We start from the raw sequence: 22,013 nt of genomic DNA on the forward strand, positions 1-22,013 counted from the left end.
TGCCGGGACGCCGGAGGTGGGGAAGGCTGGCGTGAGTCCCCCCGCTGGGAGGGGACCCGCGGGTCATGCACAGGCGAACACGCGGAAAGCACGGGGCAAGACGCGGACACGGGGTATCACGGGGAACACGGGGAGAGACCGCATCATGGCGCGCAACCAGGGACTCGGCTGGCTGCTGGACGACCTGATCGAGCGGGTCGACCACGTGCGGCACGCGCTGGTCCTGTCCACCGACGGGCTGGTGACGAGTGCGAGCACGGGACTTCGCCGGGAGGACGCGGAACACCTCGCCGCCGTCTCCAGCGGGCTGTACAGCCTGGCGCAGGGCTCGGGACGGCACTTCGGGGCCGGCGGGGTGCGTCAGACGGTGGTCGAGTTCGACGACGCGATGCTCTTCGTCACCGCGGCCGGCTCCGGCAGTTGCCTGTGCGTCCTCAGCGGCGCGGAGGCCGACGCCGGCCGGATCGCCTACGAGATGACCCGCCTCGTCAAGCGCGTCGGAGAGCACCTCGGAGTGGACCCCCGCCATCAGGAACGCCCACCGTCGACAGGCCTCTGACCTGGGCATTCGTCGTGCCGTGCGGAGTTTTCCACAGGCTCACCACGAAATCGGCCGAAGCGGCTACGGTCTTGTCACGGCTTGCGCACCAGGCGTGAGCCACCGATCCACGGGGGAGACCGACCATGCCGGGCGACACCATCACCATGCCGCGGACCGCCGCGTACGCACCGAGCCGGGCGGTGCACGAACCCGAGCCGAAGCGACACGAGCCGGAGCCCGCCGCGCACCTGGGCAGTACCGGTACGGTCCGCGCCGCCGCGGACGAGCCCCGAGCGGCCCCGAAGCCTGTGCCGGGCCGGCTGCTGCCCAGGGGCCGCCCACGGGGTCACAGCGGCCTGAAAAGACCCTCCTGCACGACCGACACCAGCAGACGCCCCTGCCGGTCGTAGATGCGTCCACGGGCGAGGCCCCGGCCGCCCGTCATGATCGGTGACTCCTGGTCGTACAGCAGCCACTCGTCCGCGCGGAACGGCCGGTGGAACCACATGGCGTGGTCCAGCGACGCCATGTCGAAGCCCCGCGGCCCCCACAGGGGCTCGACCGGGATGCGGACGGCGTCCAGCAGGGTCATGTCGCTGGCGTACGTCAGAGCGCAGGTGTGCACGAGCGGATCGTCGCCGAGCGGGCCGACCGCGCGCATCCACACAGCGCTGCGCGGCTCGGCGCCCTTGATCTCCTCGGCACTCCAGCGCAGCCGGTCCACATAGCGGATGTCGAAGGGCTGGCGGCGCGCCATCCGCTCCAACTGCTCCGGCAGCGTGCCCAGATGCTCCCGGATCTCGTCCACGACCGTCGGCAGCGACTCCGGGTCCGGCACCCGGCGGGCCGGCGGCAGCTGGTGCTCGAAACTCCCCTGTTCAGGCTTGTGGAAGGAGGCGGTCAGATTGAAGATCGTGCGTCCCTGCTGCACCGCGGTGACCCGGCGCGTCGTGAACGACCGCCCGTCCCGCACCCGCTCCACCTGGTACACGATGGGCACGCCCGGCCGGCCCGGGCGCAGGAAGTACGCGTGCAGCGAGTGCACCGGACGCTCACCGTCAGTGGTGCGCCCGGCGGCGACCAGGGCCTGGCCCGCCACCTGGCCGCCGAAGACGCGCTGCAGCGACTCCTGCGGACTGCGGCCGCGGAAGATGTTGACCTCGATCTGCTCCAGATCGAGCAGGTCGACGAGGCGTTCGGCCGGGTTCGTCATGACCGGGTTTCTCCTGCGCTCAGCTCAGCGGGCCGACATCGGTGACGCGCACGACCGCCCGGCCCTCGGCGTCCGAGGCCGCGAGGTCGACCTCCGCACTGATGCCCCAGTCGTGGTCGCCGTTCGGGTCGTCGAAGATCTGCCGCACCCGCCACAGCCCGTTCTCCGGTTCCTCCTTGATGACCAGCAGCTTGGGGCCGCGGGCGTCGGGACCGGTGCCGAGGTCGTCGTACTCCTCCCAGTACTTGTCCATCGCCTCGCCCCACGCCTCGGCGTCCCAGCCGGACTCGGCGTCCAGCGCGCCCAGTTCCTCCACCTGGTCGAGCGCGGCGAGCTCCACCCGGCGGAACATGGCGTTGCGGACCAGGACGCGGAAGGCACGCGGGTTGGCGGTGACCGGCTTGACCTGGTCGGCCTGCTCCTGTGCCTCCTCGGCGGTGACTTCCTCGGGGTTGGCCAGCTGCTCCCACTCGTCCAGCAGGCTGGAGTCGACCTGGCGCACCATCTCACCGAGCCAGGCGATCAGGTCCTGCAGGTCGTCGGACTTCAGGTCGTCCGGGACGGTGTGCTCCAGCGCCTTGTAGGCGCTGGCGAGGTAGCGCAGCACGATGCCCTCGCTGCGGGCCAGCTCGTAGAAGGAGACCAGCTCGGTGAAGGACAGCGCCCGCTCGTACATGTCGCGTACGACCGACTTCGGCGACAGCGGATGGTCGCCGACCCAGGGATGGCTCCTGCGGTAGGTGTGGTACGCGTGCAGGAGCAGCTCCTCGAGGGGCTTGGGGTAGGTGACGTCCTGGAGGCGCTCCATGCGCTCCTCGTACTCGACACCGTCCGCCTTCATCGCGGCCACTGCCTCGGCACGCGCCTTGTTCTGCTGGGCGGCGAGGATCTGCCGCGGATCGTCCAGCGTCGACTCGACGACCGACACCATGTCCAGCGCGTAGGACGGCGACTCCGGGTCCAGCAGCTCGAACGCGGCGAGGGCGAAGGTGGACAGCGGCTGGTTGAGCGCGAAGTCCTGCTGCAGGTCGACGGTGAGGCGCACGATGCGGCCCTCGGCGTCCGGCCGGTCGAGCTTCTCGACGATGCCGCCGTCCAGCAACGAGCGGTAGATGGCGATGGCGCGCCGGATGTGCCGCAGCTGCTGTTTGCGCGGCTCGTGGTTGTCCTCCAGCAGGTGCCGCATCGCCTCGAAGGCGTTGCCGGGACGGGCGATCACCGACAGCAGCATCGCGTGCGTCACCCGGAAACGGGACGTCAGCGGCTCCGGTTCGGACTCGATGAGCTTCTCGAAGGTCTTCTCCGTCCACCCGACGAAGCCCTCCGGTGCCTTCTTGCGGACGACCTTGCGGCGCTTCTTCGGATCGTCGCCGGCCTTGGCGAGCGCCTTCTCGTTCTCGATGACGTGCTCGGGGGCCTGCGCCACCACGTAGCCCGCCGTGTCGAAGCCCGCCCGTCCCGCGCGGCCGGCGATCTGGTGGAACTCGCGAGCCCGCAGCGTACGCACCCGGCTGCCGTCGTACTTGGTCAGCGCCGTGAACAGCACCGTGCGGATGGGCACGTTGACACCCACGCCGAGGGTGTCGGTGCCGCAGATCACCTTCAGCAGGCCGGCCTGCGCGAGCTTCTCCACCAGGCGCCGGTACTTCGGCAGCATGCCGGCGTGGTGGACGCCGATGCCGTGGCGCACGTAGCGGGAGAGGTTGCGGCCGAAGCCGCTGGTGAAGCGGAAGTTGCCGATCAGGTCGGCGATCTGCTCCTTCTCCTCACGGGAGCACATGTTGATGCTCATGAGCGCCTGCGCCCGCTCCACCGCCTGCGCCTGGGTGAAGTGGACGATGTACACCGGCGCTTTCTGGTTCTGCAGCAGGTCGGTGAGGGTGTCCGTGAGCGGGGTGAGCCGGTACTCGTAGGACAGGGGCACCGGGCGGGTCGCCGAGCGGACCACTGCGGTGGGGCGGCCGGTGCGGCGCGTGAGGTCCTTCTCGAAGAACGAGACGTCGCCGAGCGTGGCCGACATCAACACGAACTGCGCCTGCGGCAGCTCCAGCAGCGGGATCTGCCAGGCCCAGCCGCGGTCCGGCTCCGCGTAGAAGTGGAACTCGTCCATCACGACCTGGCCGACGTCCGCGTCCTTGCCGTCACGCAACGCGATCGACGCCAGCACCTCGGCGGTGCAGCAGATGACGGGCGCGTCCGCGTTGACGGACGCGTCACCGGTGAGCATGCCGACGTTCTCGGTGCCGAAGAGTTTGCACAGCTCGAAGAACTTCTCCGACACCAGCGCCTTGATCGGGGCGGTGTAGAAGGTGACCTCGTCCCGGGCCAGCGCGGCGAAGTGCGCACCCGCCGCGATCATGCTCTTGCCCGAGCCGGTGGGCGTGGACACGATCACGTTGGCACCGGAGACCACCTCGATCAGCGCCTCCTCCTGGTGCGGGTAGAGCGTGAGACCGCGCTCCTGGGCCCAGGACTCGAAGGCCTCGTACAGGGCGTCGGGGTCGGCGGTCGGCGGCAGCTGATCGATGAGACTCACGCCCCCATCTTGCCTGGCCTCCTGCCTGATCCGGGAATCGGATCCCCACCCGAAGATCGCGAACGCTACGCTGTGTCGCCGGCGCCGCGCAGGCGCGCGCGGGCAATCGGCCGACGGTACACGAGAAATGGGGCGGAATACGGCCATGATGGGACCAGCACACTCACTGTCGGGCGCGGCCGCCTGGCTCGGCGTGGGCGCGGCGGTCGCGGCGGCCGGGCACCCGATGCCCTGGCCGGTGCTGCTGTCCGGGGCGCTGATCTGCGCCGGCGCCGCGCTCGCCCCCGACCTCGACCACAAGGCCGCGACCATCTCGCGTTCCTTCGGGCCGCTGTCGAAGTGGTTGTGCGAGATCGTCGACAAGCTCTCCTACGCCGTCTACAAGGCGACGAAGAAGCAGGGCGACCCGCGGCGCTCGGGCGGGCACCGGACCCTGACGCACACCTGGCTGTGGGCGGTGCTGATCGGCGCGGGCAGTTCGGTGGTGGCGGTCACCGGCGGGCGCTGGGCGGTGCTGGCGCTGCTGTTCGTGCACATGGTGCTCGCCATCGAGGGCCTGCTGTGGCGGGCGGCACGCGGCTCCAGCAGCGACGTACTGGTCTGGCTGCTGGCCGCGACGACCGCGTGGATCCTCGCCGGCATCCTCGACGAGCCGGGCGGCGGTTCCGACTGGCTGTTCGGCTCGCCGGGCCAGGAGTACCTCTGGCTCGGCCTGCCGATCGTGCTGGGGGCTCTCGTGCACGACATCGGGGACGCGCTGACGGTGTCGGGCTGCCCGATCCTGTGGCCGATCCCGGTGGGCCGCAAGCGCTGGTACCCGGTGGGTCCGCCGAAGTCCCTGCGGTTCCGGGCGGGCAGCTGGGTGGAGCTGAAGGTACTGATGCCGGTGTTCATGGTGCTCGGCGGAGTCGGCTGCGCGGCCGCGCTCAACGTGATCTGATCCCGCAGCGTGATCCGAACCCGGCCCGGACCCGTACGACGGCGCGGGGACCGCTGCTCCGGACGGACCGTGCGCCGGCCGGCGGAGGGGCCGCCCGCACGCGGCGCGGCGGAGGGCCGCACCCGGAGCGCGGCGGAGAACTGGACACAGGAGAAGAAGAGCGTGGCACGGCCCGCCGAACCCCCGTGACGGCCCACGGGACGGCGGCGACGGCGGCGAGCAGGGGCACCGGTCCGCACGGCCCGGAACGGGGACGGACGGGGGCCGGCTCGTGGCCGTCAGCCGGGAAGCGCGTCCTCGTCGACGATGTGCACCGCCGCCTCCTCGGCGGAGGCCGCCCCGCCGTCGATGCCGACGTCCATGGCGACCAGGGCGGCCTCCTCGTCCTCGTGGACCCCCTCGTCGGGTGCCACCAGACGGCCGGACCGGACGGCTCCCACCTCGTTGTCCAGCAACTCGCCGTCCGTGCCCCGGCAGTCGCCGATGCCGTCGCCGTCGGGCGCGACGAGGTCGGGCAGTTCCAGGGCCAGGCGCTCCTCCAGCGTCTGCCCGCGCAGGCGCTCCGCGGCCGTCACGCCGGTGTGGTCGACCGCCCACGGCCGCTCCGGAGGAGACCAGCCCCGGTCGAGGGGGTCGCCGACGTTGTCGTACTCCAGGGTGTCCTCCGCGTCGAGCAGACCCGCGTCGTCCTGAATCTCGGATCCGTCGGGCTGGTAGACGTCGTCTCCCCATCCGTCGGCGCTGTCCACGGGTACCTCCAGGGGTCGGACCGAGCCCGTTCTCACCGCGGTCGGCGGCAGCGCGCCGACGCACAGGGCACAGGCGCCGTCCGGTGGGCGGGGAAGGCTTCCCGGACGTCCCCCGAGCGGGTGCCGACTTCCAGCCTTCCACCCCCGTTCCGTCCGGCGCAACGGTGCGGTCGGTCGCGGCACCGCACCGGCGCCCCGCGGTCGGAGCGCCGGCTGGGCTGCCGCCCGCACCTCTCGGGCACCCCGCGGCAGTCCCACCGCTCGTGTCGCCCAGGCGGCTTCCTGCCGTGCTGCCGCCCGCGCGCCCTCTTTGCACCTGCCCGCGCCGCCGGGGTCCGCCGGTCAGCCGTGCCAGGACCGCCACAGCGCCGCGTAGGCGCCGTCGACGGCGACGAGCTGGTGGTGGTTGCCGAGTTCGGTGATGCGGCCGTTCTCGACGACGGCGATGACGTCGGCGTCGTGGGCGGTGTGGAGCCGGTGGGCGATGGCCACGACGGTGCGGTCGGCCAGGACGCGGCCCAGGGAGCGCTCCAGGTGCCGGGCGGCACGTGGGTCGAGCAGCGAGGTCGCCTCGTCCAGGACCAGGGTGTGCGGGTCGGCCAGGACGAGCCGGGCCAGCGCGACCTGCTGGGCCTGGGCGGGGGTCAGGGCCAGGCCGCCGGAGCCGACCTCGGTGTCCAGGCCGTCGTCGAGCGCCCGCGCCCAGCCGTCCGCGTCCACCGCCCCGAGGGCCGCCCACAGTTCGGCGTCCCCGGCGTCGGCGCGGGCGAGGCGGAGGTTGTCGCGCAGGGAGCCGACGAAGACGTGGTGCTCCTGGTTGACCAGGGCGACGTGGGAGCGGACGCGTTCCGCGGGCATGCGGGACAGTTCGGCGCCGCCGAGGGTGACGCGGCCGTCGCGGGGTGCGTAGACCCCGGCGAGCAGCCGGCCCAGCGTGGACTTGCCCGCGCCGGAGGGTCCGACGAGCGCCAGTCGGGTGCCGGGCGGTACCTGAAGCGACACCTGGCGCAGCACGTCGAGGCCCTCGCGGTAGCCGAAGTACACCCGGTCCGCGTGCAGCAGGCGCCCACCGGGCGCGAGGGAGGCGTCCCCGGCGTCCGGCTCGATCTCGCGGACCCCGACCAGGCGGGCCAGCGACACCTGGGCCACCTGGAGCTCGTCGTACCAGCGCAGGATGAGGCCCACCGGATCGACGAGCATCTGCGCGAGGAGCGCGCCCGTCGTGAGCCGGCCGACACCGATCCAGCCGTGCAGGACGAACACGCCGCCGATCATCAGCACGGAGGCGAGGACCGTGACATGGGTGACGCTGATGACGGGGAAGAGCACGGAGCGCAGCCACAGGGTGTAGCGCTCCCAGGCCGTCCATTCCTTGATCCGCCGTTCGGACAGCGCGACGCGGCGGTCGCCGAGCCGGTGGGCCTCGACGGTGCGCCCGGCGTCCACGGTCTCGGCGAGCGCGGCGGCGACGGAGGCGTACCCGGCGGCCTCGGAGCGGTAGGCGGACGGGGCGCGCCGGAAGTACCAGCGGCAGCCGGCCACCAGCAGCGGCACGGCGAGCAGGACGGCGGGCGCGAGCGGCGGCGCGGTGACGACGAGACCGCCGAGCAGCAGCACCGCCCACACGACACCAATGGCCAGCTGCGGCACGGCCTCGCGCATGGCGTTGGCGAGCCGGTCGATGTCGGTGGTGATGCGGGAGAGCAAGTCGCCGGTGCCGGCCCGCTCCAGGACGCCCGGCGGCAGGCCCACCGAGCGGACGAGGAAGTCCTCCCGCAGGTCGGCCAGCATCCGCTCGCCGAGCATGGCGCCGCGCAGCCGCACCTGCCGCACGAACCCGGCCTGCACCAGCAGGGCCAGCAGGAACAGCGCCACGGTGAGCGGCAGGTGCACCTCCCTCCCGCCGGCGCCGCCGCCGTCCTGGCCGGAGACGCGCTCCACCAGCCCGCCCAGCAGGTACGGGCCCGCCATGGAGGCGAGGACGGCGACCGTGTTGACGGTGACGAGGAGCAGGAAGGCGCGGCGGTGGCGGCGCAGGAGCTCCACGACGTAGGCGCGTACGGTCGCCGGGGCGCCGATGGGAAGCGTGGTGGCGGTGGTGGGGGCCGCCGGGTCGTAGGTGGGCGGTGTCACGCCGATCATGCGGTCTCCTCGATGTGCCGCAGGCCGTCGACCACGTCGTCTCCCCTCAGGGCACCGCGGGCGGCGGTGTCTTCCTCCGTCTCCCGGGTCACGACGGCCCGGTACCGGGGCTCCTCGCGCAGCAGCTTCCGGTGGACGCCGACCGCCGCGACCGAACCCTCGTGGACGAGCACGACCCGGTCGGCCCGGTCCAGCAGGAGCGGTGAGGAAGTGAACACCACCGTGGTGCGCCCCGCCCGCAGCCGCCGGACGCCCTGTGCGATGCGGGCCTCGGTGTGCGAGTCGACCGCCGACGTCGGCTCGTCCAGAACGAGGACCTCGGGGTCGGTGACGAGGGACCGGGCCAGCGCGAGACGCTGGCGCTGGCCGCCGGAGAGGGACCGGCCGCGTTCGGTGAGGCGGGCGTCCAGTGGTTCCGCGGCGGAGGGCGAGCCCTGGAGCAGTGCCGCCAGGACGTCCTCGCACTGGGCCGCGGCCAGCGCGTCCTCGGCGGTGACGGCGCCGGAGCGCGGCACGTCGAGCAGGGCGCGCAGCGAACCGGACAGCAGCACGGGGTCCTTGTCCTGGACCAGGACGGCGGTGCGGGCGCCGGCCAGCGGCAGGTCGTCCAGCGGTACGCCGCCCAGCAGCACGGACGGGCCCGGCTCGGCGGAGTGTCCGCCCAGCCGGTCCGCCAGCCGGCCGGCCGCGTCCGGGTCGCCGCACACCACGGCGGTGAGCAGGCCGGCCGGCGCGAGCAGTCCGCTGGCCGGGTCGTACAGGTCGCCGTGGGGCGTGGCACCGGCCGTGTGCGTCCCGGCGGCGTCGGTGGCCCGCTCCAGCGACAGTACGCGGGCCGCCCGCCGGGCGGACGGCCGCGAGAAGGAGTAGGCCATCGCGATCTCCTCGACGTGGTGCAGTGGGTATGCGAGGACCGTGACCGTGCTGTACACGGTGACGAGGTCGCCGACACCGATCCGGCCCTGGCGGACCAGGTGGACGCCGTACCACACGACCGCGATCAGCAGCAGTCCCGGCAGCAGCACCTGGATCGCGGCGATCAGGGACCACATGCGGGCGCTGCGCACGGCCGCGTGCCGCACCTCCTGGGAGGCGCGGCGGTAGCGGTCGAGGAAGAGTTCCTCGCCGCCGATGCCGCGCAGGACGCGCAGGCCCGCCACCGTGTCCGAGGCGAGCTCGGTGGCGCGGCCGGCCTTCTCGCGCTGGACGTCGGCACGGCGGGTGGCCCGGGGCAGCAGGGGCAGCACCGCGATCGCGAGCAGCGGAAGGCCCACGGCGAGCACGACGCCGAGCGCGGGCTGGTAGACGACCAGACCGGCGCAGACCAGGACGACGGTGAGCGCCGCGGCCGTGAACCGGGAGACGGCCTCCACGAACCAGCCGATCTTCTCGACGTCGCCTGTGGAGACGGCCACGACTTCGCCGGCCGCCACGCGGCGGGTCAGCGCCGAGCCCAGGTGGGCGGCATGGCGGGCCAGCAGCTGCTGGACGCGGGCGGCGGCGGTGATCCAGTTGGTGACGGCGGCGCGGTGCAGGAAGGTGTCGCCGACGGCGATGCCCGCGCCGCACAGCGCCATCAGGCCGCCCGCCGCCGCGAGCCGCCCGCCGGAGCGGTCGACCACGGCCTGGACGGCGTGACCGACGCAGAACGGCAGGAGGGAGACGGAGAGGAAGTGCAGCAGGCCCCAGGCCAGGGACTTCAGTTGGCCGGTCAGCTGGTTCCGGCCCAGCCACCATAGGAACCGGGGACCGGAGCGCGCGTCGGGCACGCCCGGATCGGGATACGGAAGATCTTGGATCTGCATGACGTCCCAGGGACTGTGTCGGAGGCGGGCGCGGATCGGCGGCGGGCGGACGGGCGGCTAGCAAGCGGCCGGCAGGTGGTCGGCCACCGGCAGACGGGAAAGGGCGCAAGAGGGCACGGGAGCGGCAACGGATTGTGAAAGAGTCGCCGCATACCGTGGCGGGAAGCAAACGCTTTTCGCTCCACCGCGCAGAACCGGCCGCCCGGCACCCCGGCAATCCGCCTGTCCGGCAATCCGGCCGTTCGGCCATCCGGAAACCCGACCGCTCGGCACTCCGGCAACCCGATCGCGCGGCACTCCGGCAACTCGGCCGCCCGGCAATTCGGCCACCCGCGGCGGCGCCGCAACACCCCGGCCGGGGCCGCTCAGCAGCGCCGCTCCGCCGCCTCTCCGACCAGCGTGTCCAGCAGCCCGCCCAGGATCTCGCGTTGCTCGCCCGTCAGGGGGGCCAGGATCTCCTCGGCGGCGGCCCGGCGGGCGGCGTGCAGTTCGTGCAGGGCCTTGCGGCCGTCGTCGGTGAGTTCGATGCGGATGACCCGGCGGTTGGCGGGGTCGGGGACCCGTCGTACCCGGCCGCTCGCCTCCAGGGCGTCGACCACGCTCGTCACCGCGCGGGGGACCACCTCCAGGGCCTCGGCGAGGTCCGCCATGCGCGGCGGGGAGTCGTAGCGGGCCAGGGTGCGCAGCAGCCGGGACTGGGCGGGGGTGATGCCGAGTTCGCCGCGCTGCAGGTGGCGCTTCTGGATGCGGTGCACCCGGCGGGTGAGCAGCAGCAGCTGCTCGGCGAGCAGACCGTCGGGGTCGGGGGTGGTCATGCCGGAACCATATCAGGACATGGTTCATTGTGAATATAGGTAACAATGAGCTAGGATCCGTCAGGCGGCGTCACCGGCCTGCCACGGGGCACCCGACGCGGACCATCCTCCGCTCCCGCTCCCGCTCCCGCTCCGGCTTTCCGGCCCGCCACCCCTCCGCTCTCCCGAAGGAGCCCATGCACCCCGATCGCGAACCCGCCTGGACGCCACCCCCGGACGCCGGCCAGGACCGGCCCCGGCAGGTGCGCCGCATCCTGCGCCTCTTCCGCCCCTACCGGGGCCGCCTGGCGGTCGTCGGACTGCTGGTCGGCGCCTCCTCACTGGTCTCGGTCGCCACGCCGTTCCTGCTGAAGGAGACCCTCGACGTCGCCATCCCCCGGGGCCGCACCGGCCTGCTGAGCCTGCTCGCCCTCGGGATGATCCTCAGCGCCGTCCTCACCAGCGTCTTCGGCGTGCTGCAGACCCTGATCTCCACCACCGTCGGCCAGCGCGTGATGCACGATCTGCGCACCGCCGTCTACGGCCGGCTGCAGCGGATGTCGCTGGCGTTCTTCACCCGCACCCGCACCGGCGAGGTGCAGTCCCGCATCGCCAACGACATCGGCGGCATGCAGGCGACCGTGACCTCCACCGCGACCTCCCTGGTCTCCAACCTCACCAGCGTGGTCGCCACCGTCGTCGCGATGATCGCGCTCGACTGGCGCCTGACCGTGGTCTCCCTGCTCCTGCTGCCGGTGTTCGTGTGGATCAGCCGCCGCGTCGGCAACGAGCGCAAGCGGATCACCACCCAGCGGCAGAAGCAGATGGCCGCGATGGCCGCCACCGTCACCGAGTCGCTGTCCGTCAGCGGCATCCTGCTCGGCCGCACCATGGGCCGCTCCGGTTCGTTGACCCGGACCTTCGCCGAGGAGTCCGAGCGGCTGGTCGAGCTGGAGGTCCGGTCGAACATGGCCGGGCGCTGGCGCATGGCGGTGATCACCATCGTCATGGCCGCCCTGCCCGCCGTCATCTACTGGACCGCCGGCCTCGCCCTCCAGCTTGGCTGGTCCAAGGTCTCCCTGGGCACGATCGTCGCGTTCGTCTCGCTCCAGCAGGGCCTGTTCCGCCCCGCGGTGAGCCTGCTGTCGACCGGGGTGCAGATCCAGACCTCGCTCGCGCTCTTCCAGCGCATCTTCGAGTACCTCGACCTGCCCGTCGACATCACCGAACGCCCCGACCCCGTCCACCTCGACCACGTCAAGGGCGAGGTCCGCTTCGAGAACGTGCGCTTCGCCTACGACGACACGTCCGCCCCCGTCCTGGACGACATCGACCTCACCGTCCCCGCCGGCGGCAGCCTCGCGATCGTCGGCCCGACCGGCGCCGGCAAGTCCACGCTCGGCTACCTGGTGCCGCGGCTGTACGACGTCACCGGCGGCCGGGTCACCCTCGACGGCGTCGACGTGCGCGACCTGGACTTCGACACCCTCGCCCGGGCGGTCGGCGTCGTCTCGCAGGAGACGTACCTCTTCCACGCCTCGGTCGCCGACAACCTCCGCTTCGCCAAGCCGGACGCCACCGACGAGGAGCTGCACGCGGCCGCGCGGGCGGCCCAGATCCACGACCACATCATGTCGCTGCCCGACGGCTACGACACGATCGTCGGCGAGCGCGGCCACCGCTTCTCCGGCGGTGAGAAGCAGCGCCTGGCCATCGCCCGCACGATCCTGCGCGACCCGCCGGTGCTCATCCTCGACGAGGCGACCAGCGCTCTGGACACCCGCACGGAGGCCGCCGTCCAGGAGGCCATCGACGCCCTGTCGGCCAACCGCACCACGCTCACCATCGCCCACCGCCTCTCCACGGTCCGCGGTGCCGACCAGATCGTGGTGCTCGACTCCGGACGCGTGGCCGAACGCGGCACGCACGAGGAGCTGCTGGAACTCGGCGGCCGGTACGCGGCCCTCGTGCGGCGGGACGCCCGCCTGGAACCGACGGACTGACGGTTTGCCGCACAGGTCGTGAGGCGCAGGTCGCCGCGGCCGCCGGCACAGGGACTCTCCGCGACGCAGCGCCCCGGCCCGGGACGGCGTCCCATGGACCGGTGCGCAGCCCGGCGCGGGCGGCCGGAGTCGACGACCGGAAACTGACGATCCATCAGGCCGCGGCCGGCTGCCCGTCGGCGACCAGGAGCCGGCGGACGTCCCGGACGGCCGCGCGCCCGGCCCGGTTGGCGCCGATCGTGCTGGCCGACGGGCCGTAGCCGACCAGGTGGACGCGCGGATCGGCGGCCACGCGGGTGCCCTCCAGGCGGATGCCGCCGCCCGGTTCGCGCAGCCGCAGCGGCGCCAGGTGGTCCAGGGCGGGGCGGAACCCGGTCGCCCACAGGATGACGTCGGCCGCCACGTGCCGCCCATCCCGCCACGCCACCCCGTCCGGCGTGATCCGGCCGAACATCGGCTGCCGGTGCAGCACGCCGTCCGCCAGGCCCTGCCGGATCGCGTCGTTCAGCGGCAGCCCGGTCACCGACACCACGCTGCGCGGCGGCAGCCCCCGCCGCACCCGCTCCTCCACCAGCGCGACCGCGGCCCGGCCGGCCTCCTCGTCGAAGGGACCCTCGCGGAAGACGGGCGGCCGCCGGGTCACCCACGTGGTGGCGGCCGCGTACGGGGCGATCTCCAGCAGGTGCTGGGTGCCGGAGGCGCCCCCGCCGACCACCACCACCCGTCGGCCGGCGAACTCCTCGGGCCCGCGGTACTGCGCGGTGTGCGGCTGCCGCCCGCGGAAGGTCTCCTGCCCGGGATAGCGCGGCCGGAACGGCCGCTCCCAGGTGCCGGTCGCGTTGATCAGCGCCCGCGCCGCCCACACTCCCTCGGAGGTTTCGACGAGCAGCCGCCCGTCGTACCCCTCGCGCACGGCCCGCACGTCCACGGGGCGCCGTACGCGCAGGCCGAAGGCGCGCTCGTAGCGGGCGAAGTACGCGCCGATCACCTCGGCGGAGGGCCGCGCCGGATAGGCGTCCGTCAGCTCCATCCCGGGCAGCGCGTGCATCCCGTGCACCTTGCCGTACGTCAGCGTCGGCCACCGGAACTGCCAGGCACCGCCCGGGCCGGGGGAGTGGTCGAGGACCACGAAGTCCCGGCCCGGGGCGAACCCGGTGCGGCGCAGGTGGTAGGCGGCGGACAGGCCCGCCTGGCCCGCGCCGATGACGACGGCCTCGACCTCGCGCACCCCGGTGTGGTTCACGTCTTCACCAACCACGCCGGGGCCGCGGGTCTTCCCGTCCGTTCAGCGCCCGCCCGCGGCCGGCAGCGGCACGCCGGCGCCGCCTCCGGGCGGGCGGCGAGCAGCCCGCGGGCCGCCGGCTCGGGCACCACGCCCTCCCCGGACCCAGTACGCCTCCTTCAGGTGCGGATGGCCGGAGAGCACGAAGTGCTCGACCCCGAGCGCGTGGTACTCCTCGATCCGGTCGGCCACCTCGGCGTGGCTGCCGACCAGGGCCGTGCCCGCGCCGCCGCGCATCAGGCCGGCGCCCGCCCACAGGTTGGGGTGGATCTCCAGGCGGTCCCGGGAGCCGCCGTGCAGCGCCGGCATCCGCTGCCGGCCCACCGACTCGCCGCGCCCGAGCGCCGCCTGCGCCGCGACGACCGTGTCCGCCGCGACGGGCGTAACGAATGCGATGGACGAGGAGGACGCGTAGGACCGGCGGACGCGGGTGCCCGGAGGACCGCCGGGATCAGCGGGTCAGGCGGACCGGCGGCCCGGCCGGCGCCGGACGCGCGGCACGAGGTGTACGGGGCGTACGAAGCGCGCGGGACCTCGGAGGGCCCACGGAGAGCGCCGGAAAGACGGGGTGGGGAGGCGTCGGCGGCCGCGGTGACACGCGGCGGAGGCCATCCGCAGCAGGTCGATGTGACCGCGCGTGGTGAGCAGGGCTGAACGCAACATGCGGTGAAAGTGGCCAGGCGGCGCCACCAAGATCAACAGGTGTCTCGCACGGTGGACCTCCCGTACCACGTCACGAGCGGTCGGTGACGTGTGAAAACCGGCGCATGGGCCAGGATGATGGCATGTCCGATGCCTTCACGACCCGCGTACTGCACCTCACCACCGGCACGTCCGAGACGGTCGTCGACCTCACCCGGGACTGCGAGGCGTTCCTGCGGGAGGTCGCGGCCGGCCGCGACGGCCTGCTCAACGTCTTCGTCCCGCACGCCACCGCCGGCATCGCCGTCATCGAGACCGGCGCCGGCAGCGACGACGACCTGCTGTCCGCCCTGCACACCCTGCTGCCCGCCGACGACCGCTGGCAGCACCGCCACGGCAGCCCCGGTCACGGCCGCGACCATGTCCTGCCCGCCCTCGTCCCGCCCCATGCGACGCTCCCCGTCCTCGACGGACGGCTGGAACTGGGCACCTGGCAGTCGGTGTGCCTGGTCGACACCAACAAGGACAACCCCGAGCGGAAGGTGCGGCTGAGCTTCCTGGGGTGAGCGGGATCGCTCCCGCGCCGGGGCCGGCCACCGAAGGGCCGTGCGGTCCCGCGGGGGCGTACCGCCTCAGCCGCCCTGGCCCGGGTCCGGTTCCGCGGCCGTCGTCCCGCTGGTTCGGTCGCCGGTGCGCCGGCCGAGGATCTGGGCCATCGTCCCGGTGCGGTACAAGGTGATCTGCGTGACGATCTGCAGCGCGATCCAGGTGACCGCGTACAGGGCGCCGTCGAGGGCGGGGACGGAGTCGACCGGCAGCGAATAGGCCATGACGACGCGCAGTACGGCGTCCAGGAGCATCCCCACGCCCCACAGCAGGGTCAGGCCGCGCCAGACGCGCCGGAAGCCGGCGTCGGCCTGCCACACCCGCTCCAGCCGGGCGGTGCGGCCGGGCAGCAGGGAGAGCACGGCCTGGTAGGTGAAGGGGCGGGAGGTGACGAGGGTGATCAGGAACCACACCCCGGCCAGGCCGGTGAACACGCCGTTGCGTGCCAGGGCCAGGCGCGGGCTGTCGGCGAGGAGCGAACCGACCGCGCTGACCGCGAGGACGGTGAGGGTGAAGGCGCCGACGGCGTCCAGCCTGCGGTGCCGTACGGCGGAGTACACGGTGTGCGCGGCGGGCGCCGAGCCGCTGATCAGGAGGGCGGAGAGCTCGCCGAGTCCGGCGCCGCGCAGCAGGTAGTACAGGGCGACCGGGAGGGCCACGTCGCACAGGACGGTCAGGGCGAAGCCCCAGCGCGGGGACCGTGAGCCGTCCGCCCGGTCGTGGCCGGCGGTGCCGGTGGTGTCGGTGGGGCCGTCGGGGCCGTCGGGGCCGTCGGGGCCGTCGGCCGGGTGGTCCGGGGCGGGCGGGTCCGGCACTTCCCGGGGGGAGGAGGGGCTGGACAAGGCGGGCTCCTGACGGGGTTGGGGGAGTCGGGGCGGGTGTGGTCACACGGGCTGAGTGCAGCGGTCGACGGCGGCGACCAGCTCCCGTCCGCAGCGGTCCAGGTCGAGGTTCACATCCAGCATCCGGTGGCACAACAGGCTGTGGATCGCGCCGCGGATGGTGAGGGCGACGGTGACGGAGTCGAAGCAGCCGAACTCACCGGCCCGCCGGCCGCCGTCCAGCAGGTCCACGAGCTCGGCCACGGACAGGGCCCGTTCCTTCAGGTCCTCCAGCCCCTCGATGCGGTCGTGGCGCAGCGTCGCCACGAGGTCCATCAGGGCCAGCGTGTACTGAGGACGGCGGGCGATGAAGTCGACGTGCGAGCGGATGTAGGCGCCGAGTTTGCCGCGGTACGTCGTCTCCCGGCCGACGTGCTGCGCGACGGTCTCCCGCAGCGTCCGGAAGATGGTGTCGACGACCTCGGTGATGAGTTCCGGCTTGCCGGCGAAGTGGTACGAGATCATGCCCGTACTGCTCAGCCCCGCGTGTCTGGCGATGCGCTGCAACGAGGCATGGGAGTAGCCCACTTCGGCCACCGTCTCGATGGCCGCCTGGACGATCTGAGCCCTCCGTGCCTGCTGGGTGAAGGTGCGGGAGGCGGTTTTCTGCTCTCTGGTCATCAGGCTCGGCACTTCACATGGTCACGACGTGCGGGCGGGATCGGGGGTCAGGGTCTTGGTCACGCGCGGTCGCCGTCCGGGCCGCCGTCCCCGGTGTCTCCGGTGTCTCTGATGTCCCCAGTGTCTCTGGAGTTCCCGGTGTCACCGGCCTCCCCGGTCTCCACGGGATGCCGCACGGCCTGCTCGCGCACCGCCTCGACGTACCGCATCAGCGCGACGGCCTCCCGGCGCCACTCCGCCTCGCCCGGACCGCCGCCCGCGCGCACGGCCTCGGCGAAGCCGCGCAGGCTGCCTTGGAGCTGGTCCGCCGCGGGCAGGGTGAACCGCTCCTCGTGGTCCTGTTCCTCCAGCACCAGCAGCGGCGGATGGGCCGGCGGCGGGGTGAACGCGCGGGTCACCGTCAGCCGGGCCCGGTCGCCCCACAGCGTGTACGACGACCCGTAGGCGTGCTCGAAACCGAAGGCGACCTCGGTCAGCACCCCGGAGGGCGAGACCAGCAGCGCCTGCCCGGACAGGTCCAGCCCGTCGGACGCGCGCACGCGCAGGGTCGCGCCGGCGACCCGCAGACCGGGCCCCAGCAGCAGGGCCGCGGCCCGCAGCGGGTACACGCCCACGTCGAGCAGGGCGCCACCGCCCAGCCCCGGGTCGTAGCGGATGTCGTCGGCGGGCAGCGGCGGGATGCAGAACGACGCCCGGAAGGCGCTCAGCCGGCCCAGCCGGCCCTCGCGCACCAGCCGGGCGGCGTGCGCGTGCTGCGGGTGGTGCAGGAACATGAAGTTCTCCCGCAGCACCAGCCCGCGCTCCTCGGCCAGGGCGCACAGCCGGCGCGCCTCCTCGGCCGTCGTCCCGATCGGCTTCTCCACCAGCACGTGCTTGCCGGCGAGCAGCGCCCGCTCCGCCCACACGTGGTGCAGGGCCGTGGCCGTGGAGACGTACACCGCCTCCACGTCGGGCCGCTCCAGCAGCGCCTCGTAGTCCGGCTCCGGTGCACAGCCGAACGCGTCCGCGAACCGGGCCGCGCGGTCCGGTGAGCGGCCCGCGACCGCCACGAGCTCCACCTCGGGGGTGCGCACCGCCGTGGGCAGCGTCCGCCGCCACGCGATCGACGACGTGCCCAGCGCCGCCAGCCGCACCGGGCGGGCCGCGGCGCCGGGCACGGTGTTCGTGGGGCCGGATTCAGCGTCCGCGGTAGCGCTCACAGTGCCCGCAGCGCCGCTCACAGTGCCCGCAGCGCCGCTCACAGTGCCCGCAGTGCCGCGAGCAGCGTCCTGGCCTGCACGTTCACATGGTGGCTGTAGCGCAGAAGTTCGTCCAACTGACATGGCGTCACCCAACGGAACTCGTCCGAGACGGCCGGGAAGTCGCTCGGCACCTCGATGATCAGGTAGTGGCTCTGGGCGTGCAGGAACCGCCCGCCCTCCTCCGACAGCAGCACGTCGTACCGGGCGTCGCCCCGGCGGGCCAGCGCCTCCGCCAGGTACGGCGGCTGGTCCGCCTCGGGCAGGTGCGCGTAGTTCTCCGGCACGCACTGCACGGTCGGGCCGAGCTCCACGACGTCGAGGAACCCGGGTTCCGCGCGGGCCCGCAGCAACACGTGCGGCACCCCGTCGACCTGGCGCACGAACAGGGCGGTGACACCGGTGTGCCGGGGCTCCAGCAGTGGCTGGGACCAGGCGGGCACCTCGCGCCGGCCGGAGGAGACGTCGACACCCACCACCCGGAAGTACAGCCCCTTCTCGTGGGCCACCTCGTCCTCGGTGCGGTACCAGCCCTCGGTCCGGTCCAGGCCGATCGGCGTCACCTCGATCTCGTGCTCCGTCCGCCGCCGCGTGATCCAGCTGCGGATCTCCCGGTCGGCGTGCAGCGCCCGGTCCCAGCCCGCCCCGCCCTCCGGCTGCCGCCAGTCGGGCAGACAGGACAGCACGGTGCGCGAGTCCATGTTGACGATGTTGTCCTGCCGCAGCAGCAGATGGACCTGACCCAGCGTCAGCCAGGCGAAGTCCTCGTCGGCTTCCACCTCCTGGCCGACCTCCACGATCATGTTGCGGTTGCGCTTGTGCAGGAACCACGCGCCCTGCTCGGACTGCAGCACGTCCGAGATCACCGACCCGGGCGCCGGACGCAGGAAGTGCTCCAGATAGGGCACGACCGAACCGCCGTGCACCCGCGTGTAGTTGCTCTTGGTCGCCTGGACGGTGGGGGACAGTTGCACGCCGTTGACGTTGCCCGGCTCCGACTTCGCCTGCATCAGCAGGTGCGGCACGCCGTCGAAGTCGCGCACCGCGATGCCGAGAATGCCGATCTCCGGCTGCCGGATGATGGGCTGGCACCACTCGGCGACCGGGCCGAAGTCCGAGCGGATTCGCAGGCCGTGCACCGAGAAGAAACGGCCGCTGGCATGCCGCAGGTCACCGCTGCGCGGATCGAATCCCCAGCCCTTCAGCGCGGCGAACGGTACCCGCTCCACCCGCTGCGCCTGGGCGCGCCGCCGGTCGTCGAGCCACGCCAGCAGCTCCGCGGTGCTCATCACCCCGCCGTCGACCGCGGCGGCCGAGGCCGCCAGCCGGGCCACACTGCCCGGCCACGCGGCGCGCGGCGGCAGCTCCAGGTCGATCGCGGTCATCGCATTCCGCCTTCGTTCACCTTCCGGGATTCCCGGCACTGTGCATTCCGGGACTGCACGATCACCTAGGGACGGCGGCGCGGACCGCGGTCACCGCGGCACGGAGCGAGGCGAGACGCAGGAGCGCACACCGTGCAGCAGCCGCCCTGACCAGCCTGCCCCGAGGAATTCAGGCAGACGCCTAGACTCGTTCCCTTGCCCCGCGGACGATCTTCCCGTTATCGCGCGCGCCCGCTTCGGCGTGTGACCGGTTGTGCTGGGTGGTCCGCTTCGGCGTGTGACCGGTTGTGCTGGGTGGTCCGCTTCGACATGTGGTCGGCCGTGCTGGGTGGTCCGCTTCGGCGTGTGGCCGACCGAGCTGCGTGGTCCGCTTCGGCGTGTGGCCCCCGCTCCCGTGGGCGGCGCCTGTCCGCGCGCTAGGAATTCCCCTAAAGCAGCAGGCAGGAGCGCTGAGCGCACGGCACCCCGTGCGACCGTGAGGGCTGTTCCCCCCGTCGCTTCGGTGTTTTGGAGTGCCATCCATGAACGAGCCGGTACCCGCGGACGCCCCGACCCCCGCCCAGGCCGGCGAGCCCGTGGCCGTCGTCGGCCTCGCGTGCCGGCTGCCCGGAGCCGACGGCCCGACCGCCTTCTGGAACCTGCTCGCCGAGGGCCGCAGCGCCATCACCGACACCCCGCCGGACCGCCGCGCCGGCGCCCCCGAGGACGGCTACCCGACCCCGGGCGGCGACACCGCCCCGCACCGCGGCGGCTTCCTCGACGCGCCGGGCGACTTCGACGCCGCCTTCTTCGGCATCTCCCCACGCGAGGCCGACGCCATGGACCCCCAGGCCCGGCTCGTCCTGGAACTGGGCTGGGAGGCAATGGAACACGCCGGCATCCCCGCCGGCCGCGCCCCACGCAACACGGCCGTCGTCATCGGCGCCACCGCCGGCGACTACGCCGAACTCGTCCACCGGCACGGCGCCGTGGGGCATCACACCATGACCGGCCTCAACCGGGCCCTCATCGCCAACCGCCTCTCCTACGTCCTCGGCGTCACCGGCCCCAGCCTCACCGTCGACACCGCCCAGTCCTCCTCCCTCGTCGCCGTCCAACTCGCCTGCGAACGGCTGCGCTCCGGCGAGTGCGACCTCGCCCTCGCCGGCGGCGTCCACCTCAACCTCACACCGGACAGCACCCGGGCCGCGGCCGAGTTCGGCGCCCTCAGCCCCAGCGGCCGGTGCCACACCTTCGACGCCCGCGCCGACGGCTTCGTACGCGGCGAGGGCGCCGCCCTCGTCGTCCTCAAGCCCCTCTCCGCCGCCCTCGCCGACGGCGACCGCGTCCACGCCGTCATCCTGGGCGGCGCCGTCAACAACGACGGCGCCAGCAGCAGCCTCACCACCCCCGACGCCGACGCTCAGGCCGCCGTCCTGCGCACCGCCTGCACCCGCGCGGGCGTCGACCCCGCCCACATCGGATACGTCGAGCTCCACGGCACCGGCACACGCGTCGGCGACCCCGTCGAGGCCGCCGCCCTCGGCGCCGTCCTCGGCACCGCCGCCGGCCGCACCGCACCGCTCGCCGTCGGCTCGGTCAAGACCAACATCGGCCACCTGGAAGGCGCCGCCGGCATCGCGGGCCTGCTGAAGGTGGTGCTCTGCCTGTCCCACGAACGCCTCGTCCCCACCCTCCACCACACCACCCCCCACCCCGGCATCGACCTCGACCGGCTCGGCCTCCACGTCCAGACGCAGCCCGCCGAGTGGACGCCCGCGGACCCCGGCCGCCCCCTGCTCGCGGGCGTGTCGTCCTTCGGCATGGGCGGCACCAACGCCCACCTCGTCCTGGCCCAGGCACCCGTCCCCGCCGGTGGCGAAGCCGCCGGGGACACCCCGCGTGACACCGCGCACAACCGTCCCGTCGTGCCCTGGCTGCTGTCCGCCCGCACCCCCGCCGCACTGCGCGCCCAGACCGAGCGCCTCGCCGCCCACACCGCCCACGGCACCGCCGACCCGGTCAACGTCGGCTGGTCCCTGCTCACCACCCGCACCCACTTCGAACACCGCGCCGTCGCCGTCGGCACGGGTACCGGGGAACTGCTGCACGGCCTCGAGGCGGCCGTCCCGGCGGCCCCCGTGACCGGCGACGTCTCCCGGCCGGTGTTCGTGTTTCCGGGGCAGGGCAGCCAGTGGGCGGGCATGGCGGTCGAGCTGCTGGATTCCTCGCCGGTGTTCGCGGAGCGGTTCGCGGCGTGCGGGGCGGCGCTGGCTCCGTTTGTGGACTGGTCGCTGGTGGAGGTGGTGCGGGGCGGGGAGGGTGCGCCTGGGCTGGAGCGGGTGGATGTGGTGCAGCCGGTGCTGTGGGCGGTGATGGTGTCGCTGGCGGCGCTGTGGGAGGCGCACGGGGTGCGTCCGGCGGCGGTGGTGGGCCATTCGCAGGGGGAGATCGCCGCGGCGTGTGTGGCGGGGGCGCTGTCGTTGGAGGATGCGGCGCGGGTGGTGGCGCTGCGCAGCCGGGCGATCAGGCGGATTGCCGGGCGCGGCGGGATGGTGTCCCTGGCGTTGTCCCGGGCGGATGCGGAGGAGCTGATCGCCCGGTGGGCGGGGCGCATCGCGGTGGCCGCGGTCAACGGGCCCGCGTCGGTGGTGGT

Annotated in this window: 16 protein-coding genes and 1 pseudogene; 5 read left to right on the forward strand and 12 right to left on the reverse strand. The window is 73.4% G+C overall.

Annotated elements, in window-relative coordinates:
* Positions 1–145: 145 nt before the first annotated feature.
* Positions 146–559, forward strand: coding sequence for a roadblock/LC7 domain-containing protein (locus IE225_RS13355; protein WP_190057682.1), 414 nt, complete (start codon positions 146–148; stop codon positions 557–559).
* Between the two features lie 328 nt (positions 560–887).
* Here IE225_RS13355 and IE225_RS13360 read toward each other — a convergent pair whose 3' ends face one another.
* Positions 888–1,754, reverse strand: coding sequence for an acyl-CoA thioesterase (locus IE225_RS13360; RefSeq protein WP_190057683.1), 867 nt, complete (start codon positions 1,752–1,754; stop codon positions 888–890).
* Positions 1,755–1,773: 19 nt separating this feature from the next.
* A complete protein-coding gene (locus IE225_RS13365) occupies positions 1,774–4,290 on the reverse strand; it encodes a DEAD/DEAH box helicase (RefSeq protein ID WP_190057684.1) in 2,517 nt (838 codons plus the stop codon).
* Positions 4,291–4,435: 145 nt separating this feature from the next.
* Between IE225_RS13365 and IE225_RS13370 the strand changes: the two genes are divergently transcribed.
* Positions 4,436–5,230 carry a metal-dependent hydrolase gene (locus tag IE225_RS13370; RefSeq protein ID WP_190057685.1) on the forward strand — a complete coding sequence of 265 codons (795 nt, stop codon included), beginning with the start codon at positions 4,436–4,438 and terminating at the stop codon, positions 5,228–5,230.
* Positions 5,231–5,508: 278 nt separating this feature from the next.
* Here the strand turns inward: IE225_RS13370 and IE225_RS13375 are convergent, their stop codons facing one another.
* The 4 genes from IE225_RS13375 to IE225_RS13390 form a co-directional block, all read right to left on the reverse strand.
* Positions 5,509–5,979, reverse strand: coding sequence for a DUF5709 domain-containing protein (locus IE225_RS13375; protein WP_190057686.1), 471 nt, complete (start codon positions 5,977–5,979; stop codon positions 5,509–5,511).
* 342 nt (positions 5,980–6,321) lie between these two features.
* Positions 6,322–8,121, reverse strand: coding sequence for an ABC transporter ATP-binding protein (locus IE225_RS13380; protein WP_190057687.1), 1,800 nt, complete (start codon positions 8,119–8,121; stop codon positions 6,322–6,324).
* Positions 8,118–9,926, reverse strand: coding sequence for an ABC transporter ATP-binding protein (locus IE225_RS13385; RefSeq protein WP_190057688.1), 1,809 nt, complete (start codon positions 9,924–9,926; stop codon positions 8,118–8,120). Before IE225_RS13385 ends, IE225_RS13380 begins: the two co-directional genes overlap by 4 nt.
* A gap of 365 nt (positions 9,927–10,291) precedes the next feature.
* The gene (locus IE225_RS13390) at positions 10,292–10,741 is read right to left on the reverse strand and encodes a MarR family winged helix-turn-helix transcriptional regulator (protein ID WP_190057689.1); all 450 of its coding nucleotides are present in this window, start codon (positions 10,739–10,741) and stop codon (positions 10,292–10,294) included.
* Positions 10,742–10,917: 176 nt separating this feature from the next.
* On the opposite strand from IE225_RS13390, the gene IE225_RS13395 reads away from it, so the two are divergent.
* Complete coding sequence (locus IE225_RS13395; protein WP_190057690.1) at positions 10,918–12,723, forward strand: ABC transporter ATP-binding protein; 1,806 nt, start codon at positions 10,918–10,920, stop codon at positions 12,721–12,723.
* A 154-nt stretch (positions 12,724–12,877) separates the two neighbouring features.
* On the opposite strand, the gene IE225_RS13400 is transcribed toward IE225_RS13395, so the two are convergent.
* Together IE225_RS13400 and IE225_RS13405 are read right to left on the reverse strand one after the other, a co-directional pair.
* Positions 12,878–13,966 carry an NAD(P)-binding domain-containing protein gene (locus tag IE225_RS13400; protein WP_190057691.1) on the reverse strand — a complete coding sequence of 363 codons (1,089 nt, stop codon included), beginning with the start codon at positions 13,964–13,966 and terminating at the stop codon, positions 12,878–12,880.
* Positions 13,967–14,008: 42 nt separating this feature from the next.
* A pseudogene (locus IE225_RS13405) lies at positions 14,009–14,380 on the reverse strand (LLM class flavin-dependent oxidoreductase); the annotation flags it as partial.
* A 410-nt stretch (positions 14,381–14,790) separates the two neighbouring features.
* On the opposite strand from IE225_RS13405, the gene IE225_RS13410 reads away from it, so the two are divergent.
* Positions 14,791–15,213 (forward strand): secondary thiamine-phosphate synthase enzyme YjbQ, encoded by a 423-nt coding sequence (locus tag IE225_RS13410; RefSeq protein WP_190057692.1) that lies wholly within the window; start codon positions 14,791–14,793, stop codon positions 15,211–15,213.
* Between the two features lie 66 nt (positions 15,214–15,279).
* Here IE225_RS13410 and IE225_RS13415 read toward each other — a convergent pair whose 3' ends face one another.
* From IE225_RS13415 to IE225_RS13430, 4 genes are read right to left on the reverse strand one after another with little or no spacing between them, the layout of a single operon-like run.
* Complete coding sequence (locus IE225_RS13415) at positions 15,280–16,095, reverse strand: VC0807 family protein (protein ID WP_190057693.1); 816 nt, start codon at positions 16,093–16,095, stop codon at positions 15,280–15,282.
* A gap of 42 nt (positions 16,096–16,137) precedes the next feature.
* Positions 16,138–16,755: a TetR/AcrR family transcriptional regulator gene (locus tag IE225_RS13420; protein WP_190057694.1), complete on the reverse strand. Its 618-nt coding sequence runs from the start codon at positions 16,753–16,755 to the stop codon at positions 16,138–16,140.
* A gap of 59 nt (positions 16,756–16,814) precedes the next feature.
* Positions 16,815–17,954 carry a Gfo/Idh/MocA family protein gene (locus tag IE225_RS13425; RefSeq protein ID WP_229879497.1) on the reverse strand — a complete coding sequence of 380 codons (1,140 nt, stop codon included), beginning with the start codon at positions 17,952–17,954 and terminating at the stop codon, positions 16,815–16,817.
* A gap of 38 nt (positions 17,955–17,992) precedes the next feature.
* Positions 17,993–19,378, reverse strand: a complete 1,386-nt coding sequence (locus tag IE225_RS13430; protein WP_190057696.1) for an NDP-hexose 2,3-dehydratase family protein — start codon at positions 19,376–19,378, stop codon at positions 17,993–17,995.
* A gap of 521 nt (positions 19,379–19,899) precedes the next feature.
* On the opposite strand from IE225_RS13430, the gene IE225_RS13435 reads away from it, so the two are divergent.
* Positions 19,900–22,013: type I polyketide synthase (locus tag IE225_RS13435; protein WP_190057697.1), on the forward strand; the 2,114-nt coding region annotated here is incomplete at its 3' end.

Source organism: Streptomyces echinoruber (assembly GCF_014651135.1).
In the GTDB taxonomy this organism is placed as follows: Bacteria; Actinomycetota; Actinomycetes; order Streptomycetales; family Streptomycetaceae; genus Streptomyces; species Streptomyces echinoruber.

Coding starts and splice junctions, on each gene's coding strand:
- IE225_RS13355 (WP_190057682.1), top strand. CDS start 146: ATGGCGCGCAACCAGGGACTCGGCTGGCTGCTGGACGACCTGATCGAG.
- IE225_RS13360 (WP_190057683.1), bottom strand. CDS start 1,754: ATGACGAACCCGGCCGAACGCCTCGTCGACCTGCTCGATCTGGAGCAG.
- IE225_RS13370 (WP_190057685.1), top strand. CDS start 4,436: ATGATGGGACCAGCACACTCACTGTCGGGCGCGGCCGCCTGGCTCGGC.
- IE225_RS13380 (WP_190057687.1), bottom strand. CDS start 8,121: ATGATCGGCGTGACACCGCCCACCTACGACCCGGCGGCCCCCACCACC.
- IE225_RS13385 (WP_190057688.1), bottom strand. CDS start 9,926: ATGCAGATCCAAGATCTTCCGTATCCCGATCCGGGCGTGCCCGACGCG.
- IE225_RS13390 (WP_190057689.1), bottom strand. CDS start 10,741: ATGACCACCCCCGACCCCGACGGTCTGCTCGCCGAGCAGCTGCTGCTG.
- IE225_RS13395 (WP_190057690.1), top strand. CDS start 10,918: ATGCACCCCGATCGCGAACCCGCCTGGACGCCACCCCCGGACGCCGGC.
- IE225_RS13410 (WP_190057692.1), top strand. CDS start 14,791: ATGTCCGATGCCTTCACGACCCGCGTACTGCACCTCACCACCGGCACG.
- IE225_RS13420 (WP_190057694.1), bottom strand. CDS start 16,755: ATGACCAGAGAGCAGAAAACCGCCTCCCGCACCTTCACCCAGCAGGCA.
- IE225_RS13430 (WP_190057696.1), bottom strand. CDS start 19,378: ATGACCGCGATCGACCTGGAGCTGCCGCCGCGCGCCGCGTGGCCGGGC.